Annotated in this window: 4 protein-coding genes; 1 reads left to right on the top strand and 3 read right to left on the bottom strand. The window is 50.3% G+C overall.

Going from position 1 to position 4,071, the window contains the following annotated elements; genetic code table 11:
* Both ompA and sulA read right to left on the bottom strand, forming a co-directional pair.
* A partial coding sequence (gene ompA / locus CJP72_RS24690) for a porin OmpA (RefSeq protein WP_162383865.1) occupies window positions 1-772 on the bottom strand: 772 nt, incomplete at its 3' end.
* 354 nt (window positions 773-1,126) lie between these two features.
* The gene (gene sulA / locus CJP72_RS24685; protein WP_162383864.1) at window positions 1,127-1,636 is read right to left on the bottom strand and encodes an SOS-induced cell division inhibitor SulA; all 510 of its coding nucleotides are present in this window, start codon (window positions 1,634-1,636) and stop codon (window positions 1,127-1,129) included.
* A 216-nt stretch (window positions 1,637-1,852) separates the two neighbouring features.
* On the opposite strand from sulA, the gene CJP72_RS24680 reads away from it, so the two are divergent.
* Window positions 1,853-2,455, top strand: coding sequence for a TfoX/Sxy family DNA transformation protein (locus CJP72_RS24680; protein ID WP_162383863.1), 603 nt, complete (start codon window positions 1,853-1,855; stop codon window positions 2,453-2,455).
* Here the strand turns inward: CJP72_RS24680 and yccS are convergent.
* The coding region (gene yccS, locus CJP72_RS24675) for a YccS family putative transporter (protein WP_162383862.1) at window positions 2,445-4,071 on the bottom strand (1,627 nt) is incomplete at its 5' end. The two genes, CJP72_RS24680 and yccS, sit on opposite strands and share 11 nt — an antisense overlap.

The following is a 4,071-nucleotide window of genomic DNA, read 5'->3' as shown; positions in this document are numbered from 1 at the left end:
GATCCAGGTTGCTCAGTTGGCTGTACATCTGATCCAGAGCCTGTTGGCCTTCTGGTTTCAGAGTTGCTTTGTTGAAGTTGAACAGAACGTCAGACTTCAGAGTGAAGTGTTTGGTCTGTACTTCTGGAGCCGGAGCCGGGGCCGGAGCCGGAGCCGGGGCTACAACAGGAGCTGGTTCGCCCTGGCCGAAACGGTAAGAAACACCTACGCTCAGCAGGCCGTTGTCCGGACGAGTACCGATGGTGTTAGCGTCACCGATGTTGTTGGTCCACTGGTATTCCAGACGGGTAGCGATTTCAGGAGTAATTGCGTACTCAACACCGCCTGCGAATACTGGGGATACGCCAGTGTCGTGATCTTTGCTGGACGCGCCACCAGGAATGTTAGCCTTGGTGTCTGCACGCCAAACCATACCACCCAGACGAGTATAGATGTCCAGATCGTCAGTGATTGGATAACCCAGTTTAGCGGTCAGTTGAACGCCCTGAGCTTTGTATGCACCATTGATGTTGTCGCCTTTATATGGCATACGACCTAACCAGTCATAACCCATTTCAAAACCGACATACGGGTTAACCTGATAACCACCAAAAGCACCTGCACCCAGTTGGTTTTCGTGGGTCGGGCCATCATTGTTGATGAAGCCAGTGTCATGGAACTGAGACCAACCCAGTTTAGCACCGGTATACCAGGTGTTATCTTTCGGAGCGGCCTGCGCTACGGTAGCGAAACCAGCCAGTGCCACTGCAATCGCGATAGCTGTCTTTTTCATTTTTTGCGCCTCGTTATCATCCAAAATACGCCATGAATATCTCCAACGAGATAACACGGTTAAATCCTTCACCGGGGGACCTGCTCAATAGTTACTCTACCGAATCTGCGGCTTAGGCCGAACACCCCTGGCGATGTAAAGTCTACAACGTAGTTGAAAACTTACAAGTGTGAACTCCGTCAGGCATATGAAAAAAAAAGGCTTGTATACACAATATTTAACATTTTTAGATGAGGAATTGAGCAGTAAAAATCGCTGAAACCGCTTCTGGCAAGCGTTCGCACCAAAAAAGCCTTAGGCTTCAATTCACCGGCAAAGCATGAAAAAAAAATCCAGGATAAATCCTAATTTTACTTAATGATACAAATTAGAGTGAATTTTTAGTCCGGAATGCTGTCTCGGGGCAAGAGCGTGTGCGCGTACCGGACGCATAATAAATCCCATCGCATTTCCCTCATCGGCAGCTTTTACCAGTTGCGCATGCTCTTCTTCGGTCAATTCGTCCGACAACCAACCGATCACGACACTGTAATTGCCTGTGCGTAATGCCCGAACCATTGATTCTAAAGTATGGCACGGCGAAAGCTGGTTTATTTGCATCACCTTGGTGAGGGGAAGTCCTGCTGACTGCACCCATTCCCGGCTGAGTTTTTGCTGTGGCGTCAGCCAGAGCTGCCAGCGCGATTGCTGCCCTAATTGTTGCAGAAGGGGTAAAAGAAGTAATTGGGTCATCATGGGCTGGTCTTCGCGGTAGACCACTTCACTGATAAGCCCTGCGGTAGCATTCTCCGAAGAGACACGCGCAATTCGACCGGAAGTGGAAGAGAGCGCCGAAGAACGATTTGCATAACCTGATGTGTACATAATCAATCCAGCCCTGTGAGTTACTGTATGGATGTACAGTAACCCTGTAACCCGCAAAGATCAACCTTATTTTCGGAAACAGAGTCGCAATTTTTATTCATTGTCGTAGTAAAAACAAAATTCATCTTGCCCCTTGAGACTAAGTTGCCTATTTTCGTCATTAACGGAGCTGTTACTGCAATTTATTCATTTAGTTTATGATTTAAAAGGATTTTTATGAGAGCACTTTCTTATAGTCGAATCTATAAATCTCAAGAATACCTGGCTTCACTGGGCACGATTGGTTATCGCTCGTTGTTCGGCAGTTACAGTTTGAGTATTGGGGATACTGTTTTTGCGATGGTCGCTAATGGTGAGCTTTACCTTCGCGCCTGTGAGCAAAGCGCACAGTATTGTGTGAAACATCCGCCCGTCTGGCTGACGTTTATGAAACGCGGACGTCAGGTGATGCTCCATTATTATCGGGTGGATGAAAGCCTGTGGTGCGACCAGCAACAACTGGTACGTTTGTCACAGTATTCACTGGATGCGGCAGTAAAGGAAAAGCATTCCCGCTTTTCACAACATCGCCTGAAGGATTTACCCAATATGACCTTTCATCTGGAGATCCTCCTGAACGAGGCGGGGATTAAAGATGAGAATACATTACGGAATTTGGGGGCGAAAATGAGCTGGCTGAGACTTCGTCATCTGAATAAGTCCCTGACGGTGAAAATTCTCTATTCTCTGGAGGGGGCGATTCTCGGGGTGCATGAAGCCGCGCTCCCGGCGATACGCCGCCAGGAGCTTGCAGACTGGGTTCAGTCGCTTACGACATAACAGGGGTATTCGACGGCAATTGCGTAATTTGTCGTTGCAGACGCCCGATCTCAGGGAGCAGCGCGATCAGCAGACCAATTTGCTGTACGACGAGCGGTTCTTTGCTGTCCGGGAGAGGTTCCAGATGCTGAATCCGCTGTTTTAGCCCCTCCAGCGCCTGATGCACCCGTTGTTCGTCTGCGGGTTGATGATGAAGTGCATCATCAACGTAACATACCGCATCGTCCAGCAGGGTCAGAACCTCCTGATTGGTTAACTGTTCACGGTGAGCGCCTAACGCGGAAATATAGCTGGTAAAAGTATGGTTGAGACAGAGTAACCGAAACGCCGCCTCACGGGTTTCTGCGGTGACATCGGGCTCGCTAGACATATTTGACACCACTGATGCCAGCTCTGCGTCACGATTGTGCGCATCCCGGCGGGCTATACGGTAGGCCAGCCGATTGTCACGCCCCTGGTGATATTGTTCGAGGATCGCATCCAGGTAGCGACAGTTTGCATCCGTTGCACGTTCCAGAACACGCGGAAGGTTGCGAAAACGCCAGTCTGGCCAGATAAAGCTGACAGCAGCCCAGGCGATAGCACACCCAATGAGGGTATCTATTACGCGGGGCAGAGCGACCTCAAAACCTTCCCCCAGCAAGTTAAAGCACAGCAACACCAGTAAGGTAATGAACATCGTGGCATGGGCATACTGTACATTGCGAAAAGCGAAAAACAGCACGCCAGTAATCACCAACAGGATCAATTGCCCTTCGAGGGAAGGAACAAACCACAATATCGGCAAACCAATGGCGACCCCCACCAGCGTGCCGATAATCCTCAACGCCAGACGATGTCGGGTAGCATTATAGTTTGGCTGGCACACGAACAGGCTGGTAAGCAGGATCCAGTAACCGTGATCCATTCCGGTAACCTGGATCAAGGTATACCCCAGGCAGAGTACTAACGACATTCTTACTGCGTGACGAAACAGGGCGGATTCTGGAGTGAAATTGCGGCTCAACCGGAGCCAGGTATCGCTGAATCCGTGCGGACTATCGTCTGCCAACTGATTCTCTGATTCATTGCGGGGGGCCGCCTGTGCCTGCTCTGATTCAATCGTGGCCAGTTGCGCATCTATTGCGCGTAAGTTTGCGAGTAAAAAACCCAGCGTTTTCAGTAAGTCTGCTGAAGCACCCGCTACCCGCATGCGTTCGAGCGCCGCGTCAAGGTGCGTGAATGCACGTTCAAAATGCGGATCATGCTGATACGGCGTGCGCAGTAAAAGACAGCGCGACAGATGCATACAGGCTTGCCCTTGCATCGACATCAGACGCTGAAAGCGGAACATCACATCGCTGTGACGGAAATGATCGCGTAACGTTTGATACTGGATATGCGATGAACTGGCGCGTTCATGAATATCCTGCGCAACAAAATAGTAGTGGAGCGTCCGGCGCGTACCGCGCTGCCCACGGTCGCCACGCAGACGGGTGAGCAGGGAAATCTTTGTCTGGTTCAGCGTCGCCATCAGTTGCCCGTTGGCCAGTGCTAAATCGTATAAAGGCGCCTGGCTCTCATCTTCAATATCCGGATCATATAATCGGGATTTTAATTCCAGATAATGCGCGAGC

The sequence above is a fragment of the Citrobacter sp. NCU1 genome (assembly GCF_010231475.1).
Taxonomy (GTDB): domain Bacteria; phylum Pseudomonadota; class Gammaproteobacteria; order Enterobacterales; family Enterobacteriaceae; genus Citrobacter_D.
This window is presented reverse-complemented; position numbering and strand designations above follow the sequence as displayed.

Bases quoted from the DNA above. Each gene is read 5' to 3' on its own strand.
- sulA (WP_162383864.1), bottom strand. From the start codon at position 1,636: ATGTACACATCAGGTTATGCAAATCGTTCTTCGGCGCTCTCTTCCACT.
- CJP72_RS24680 (WP_162383863.1), top strand. From the start codon at position 1,853: ATGAGAGCACTTTCTTATAGTCGAATCTATAAATCTCAAGAATACCTG.